The sequence below is a fragment of the Clostridium sp. CS001 genome (assembly GCF_020443565.1).
Lineage (GTDB): Bacteria > Bacillota > Clostridia > Clostridiales > Clostridiaceae > Clostridium_AD.
The window spans coordinates 1-2,938 of the sequence record NZ_JAIZZN010000059.1; the positions used below are offsets into that span (position 1 = coordinate 1).

Sequence of the window (2,938 nt, forward strand, 5' to 3'; positions counted from 1 at the left end):
TAAAGGTCAAGCTACAAAGGGCGCATGGCGAATGCCTTGGCACTAGGAGCCGAAGAAGGACGCGTTAAGCTGCGATAAGCTTTGGGTAGGCGCAAATAGCCTGTGATCCAGAGATTTCCGAATGGGGGAACCCACATAGTAACAACTATGTACTGCATACTGAATAAATAGGTATGACAGAGGTAGACCCGGGGAACTGAAACATCTAAGTACCCGGAGGAAGAGAAAGAAACATCGATTTCCTGAGTAGCGGCGAGCGAAAGGGAAAGAGCCCAAACCTAAGTCTTTGACTTAGGGGTTGAGGATAGATCAACGAATACTGCAATTTCCTTAATTGAAGATAGCTGGAAAGCTGCTCCGCAGAAGGTAATAGGCCTGTAAATGAAAGGGAAAGAGCAGTCAGATCTAATCCAGAGTACCACGAGACACGTGAAACCTTGTGGGAAACAGGGAGGACCACCTCCCAAGGCTAAATACTACCTAGTGACCGATAGTGAAGAAGTACCGTGAGGGAAAGGTGAAAAGAACCCCGGAAGGGGAGTGAAATAGAACCTGAAACCGTGTGCCTACAACCGGTCGGAGCACTTTATATGTGTGACGGCGTGCTTTTTGTAGAACGAGCCAACGAGTTACGATATGTAGCAAGGTTAAGTACTTAAGGTACGGAGCCGAAGGGAAACCAAGTCTGAATAGGGCGTCTAGTTGCATGTCGTAGACCCGAAACCGGGTGACCTATCCATGGCCAGGATGAAGCGGAAGTAAAATTCCGTGGAGGTCCGAACTCATTGATGTTGAAAAATCATGGGATGAGCTGTGGATAGCGGAGAAATTCCAATCGAACTCGGAGATAGCTGGTTCTCCTCGAAATAGCTTTAGGGCTAGCGTCGATTAATTGAGTAATGGAGGTAGAGCACTGAATGAGCTAGGGGCTGACAACAGTTACTGAACTCTATCAAACTCCGAATGCCATATACTTTTATTTCGGCAGTCAGACTGCGAATGATAAGATCCGTAGTCAAAAGGGAAACAGCCCAGACCATCAGCTAAGGTCCCAAAGTGTAAGTTAAGTGGAAAAGGATGTGGGATTTCTAAGACAACTAGGATGTTGGCTCAGAAGCAGCCACTCATTCAAAGAGTGCGTAATAGCTCACTAGTCAAGAGATCCTGCGCCGAAGATGTCCGGGGCTAAAACTTACCACCGAAGCTATGGGTGTACACTACGTGTACGCGGTAGAGGAGCTTTCTGTACTGGCTGAAGTCATACCGTAAGGAGTGGTGGACGGTACAGAAGTGAGAATGTTGGCATAAGTAGCGAGAGTTAAGTGAGAATCTTAACGGTCGAAAACCTAAGGTTTCCTGAGGAAGGCTCGTCCTCTCAGGGTTAGTCGGGACCTAAGCCGAGGCCGAAAGGCGTAGGTGATGGACAATCGGTTGATATTCCGATACCACCAATGGACGTTATCAGAAATGGGATGACGCAGGAGGATAAGATGTGCACACTATTGGATGTGTGTCTAAGCATTTAGGCGGAGCAAGCAGGCAAATCCGTTTGCTCTTAACGCTGAGATGTGATGGGGAAGGGAATTTATTCCTGAAGTATCTGATTCCACGCTGCCAAGAAAAGTCTCTATCGAGGATATTGGTGCCCGTACCGCAAACCGACACAGGTAGGTGAGGAGAGAATCCTAAGACCATCGGAAGAATTGCTGTTAAGGAACTCGGCAAATTGACCCCGTAACTTCGGGAGAAGGGGTGCCTACGCAAGTAGGTCGCAGAGAATAGGCCCAAGCAACTGTTTAGCAAAAACACAGGTCTCTGCTAAAGCGAAAGCTGATGTATAGGGGCTGACGCCTGCCCGGTGCTGGAAGGTTAAGGGGATTACTTAGCGCAAGCGAAGGTATGAACTTAAGCCCCAGTAAACGGCGGCCGTAACTATAACGGTCCTAAGGTAGCGAAATTCCTTGTCAGGTAAGTTCTGACCCGCACGAATGGCGTAATGATTTGGGCACTGTCTCAACAGCACATCCGGCGAAATTGTAGTGCCAGTGAAGATGCTGGCTACCCGCGATTGGACGGAAAGACCCCGTAGAGCTTTACTGTAGCTTAGCATTGAATTTCGGTATTGTCTGTACAGGATAGGTGGGAGACTGAGAAACATGGGCGTCAGCCTGTGTGGAGTCATCCTTGGGATACCACCCTGACAGTACTGAGGTTCTAACTGGAGGCCATGAATCTGGTCACAGGACATTGTTAGGTGGGCAGTTTGACTGGGGCGGTCGCCTCCAAAAAAGTAACGGAGGCGCTCAAAGGTTCCCTCAGCGCGGTTGGAAATCGCGCGAAGAGTGCAAAGGCAGAAGGGAGCCTGACTGCGACACCTACAAGTGGAGCAGGGACGAAAGTCGGACTTAGTGATCCGGTGGTACCTCGTGGGAGGGCCATCGCTCAACGGATAAAAGCTACCTCGGGGATAACAGGCTGATCTCCCCCAAGAGTCCACATCGACGGGGAGGTTTGGCACCTCGATGTCGGCTCGTCGCATCCTGGGGCTGAAGTAGGTCCCAAGGGTTGGGCTGTTCGCCCATTAAAGCGGCACGCGAGCTGGGTTCAGAACGTCGTGAGACAGTTCGGTCCCTATCCGTCGCGGGCGTAGGAAATTTGAAGGGAGCTGTCCTTAGTACGAGAGGACCGGGATGGACAAACCTCTGGTGCACCAGTTGTCACGCCAGTGGCATCGCTGGGTAGCTATGTTTGGAAGGGATAAACGCTGAAAGCATCTAAGCGTGAAGCCCACCCTAAGATGAGATTTCCCATCACTCATGCGTAAGCATGATGTGAGTAAGACTCCTGGAAGAACACCAGGTTGATAGGTTAGAGGTGTAAGCATGGTAACATGTTCAGCTGACTAATACTAATAAGTCGAGGGCTTGACCTTAATTAA

Annotated in this window: 1 rRNA gene; it reads left to right on the forward strand. The window is 49.7% G+C overall.

Annotated features, from left to right (window positions below):
* Positions 1 to 4: 4 nt before the first annotated feature.
* Positions 5 to 2,932 (forward strand): 23S ribosomal RNA (locus tag LGK97_RS19475).
* Positions 2,933 to 2,938: the final 6 nt, after the last annotated feature.